Genomic DNA, 1,481 nt, shown 5'->3' with positions numbered 1-1,481 from the left:
CAATGCCGGGAAGTTAGGGGTCATGGGTCGCGTGTCAACTCGGTGATGATCGTGATGGTGATCGTCGCTTGGTGGTTGGTGCGGTCGATCTGGCCTTTGGCGCGGTGTTTGGAGATAGCGCGTTTGACCACTCGTGGGCAGACGCGGGTGCGGCGGCGGGCGAGCAGACCGGTTCGTACTGCGTGCCCGATCGCGCCGACGAGGTCCACGACGGTGTCGGTGATGACGCCCGCGGCCTGGATGAGCTGGTCACGTGCCGCGTTGAGCGCGATGGTGAACCCGGCCCGATCAGGCGGGGTGTCCTGTCCGAGCAGCGCGTCGGCCATCGCCAGCCGCAAGGCTTGATAGCCGGCCAGCAGGGCGTAGATCTCCTGCTCGATCCCGGCCGGGGTCCGTGCGCGCAGGACCCGGCCGCCCAGCAGGGTGGATTTCATCTCCAGGAACGTGGTCTCGATCTCCCAGCGCTGGTGGTAGAGGGCGACGATCTCTTTAGCGGGGTAGGTGCGGTGGTCGGTGAGGGTGGTGAGCAACCGATAGTGGCCGGTGTGCTTCTTGCGGCCGCCGAGGGTGGCGGTGATCTCGGCCTCGATCACCCGCACCTCGATCCCGCCCAGCCGCGTCAGCCAGGACCCGTCGGGCAGCCGGGTGATCGCGGGCAGGACCCGGTTGCTCTTGGCGCGGATGAGCAGGTCCGCTCCGGTGGAGGCGATGCGTCCGATCAGGTCGGCGACGGCGAAGTTGCGGTCGGCCAGCAACAGCATCCCCGGCCGCAGGCACCCGAACAGGCGTGGCGCCATGCTGGTCTCGCCGACCCGCCAGGACCCGAACGCGATGTCGATGACGGTGCGGGTGCCGCAGGCGACCACTGCCATCAGCCGCAGCATGGGATAGCCGGAGGGGCCGTTTCCGCCGCCCTGGTAAGGGGAACGGGTCAGGTTGGCTTCACTGTCCGGGACGAACAACGTGGTGCTGTCGATCGCGCAGATCAGCAGCGACCGCCACCGGGCCGCGCCGGCCGCGGGACCGGCGAGCAGACCGAACACCGCGGCCAGCGCGGCGGCTCCGACCCGGCGGCGGGCCTGGGCCAGCGCGGAGGAACTCGGGGTGGCGACCGGGATGCCGTCGAGTCCGGCGACCAGCCTGGCCCAGACTTGGCAGTAGCCCAGCTCGGTGAACAGGCCGGCCGCGATCAGCAGATAGACCACCACGCGGGACGGCAGGTCCCGCAGCCGTTGCTGAGTCGATCTGGTCGAGGCGAGTGCGGCATCGACCAGATCGAACGGGATGAGGCGGGTCAGTTCACCGAGATGGCCGGGCGCGAAGCGGCCCTGGGCCACGCGAACGCAGCGCGTGATGACAGACTGGTGTTCCAACGGGGTTCCTGCTGTTCATCGATCTTGGTCGACGTTGTTCTAGCAGGAACCCTGTTGCCCATCCCAGCAGGTTGACAGCTCCGCCCACTCCCTAACTTCCCGGCATTG

At 68.4% G+C, this 1,481-nt stretch carries 1 protein-coding gene; it reads right to left on the bottom strand.

The genetic code is table 11. The features are described from left to right. Nucleotides 1-20: 20 nt before the first annotated feature. Entirely contained in the window at nucleotides 21-1,373 is a 1,353-nt protein-coding gene (locus C8D87_RS44940; protein WP_233442593.1) for an IS4 family transposase, read from the bottom strand. Nucleotides 1,374-1,481 lie beyond the last annotated feature (108 nt).

This window comes from Lentzea atacamensis, assembly GCF_003269295.1.
In the GTDB taxonomy this organism is placed as follows: Bacteria; Actinomycetota; Actinomycetes; order Mycobacteriales; family Pseudonocardiaceae; genus Lentzea; species Lentzea atacamensis.
Note: the sequence above shows the minus strand (reverse complement) of the source record. Positions and strands in the feature narration are given on the sequence as shown.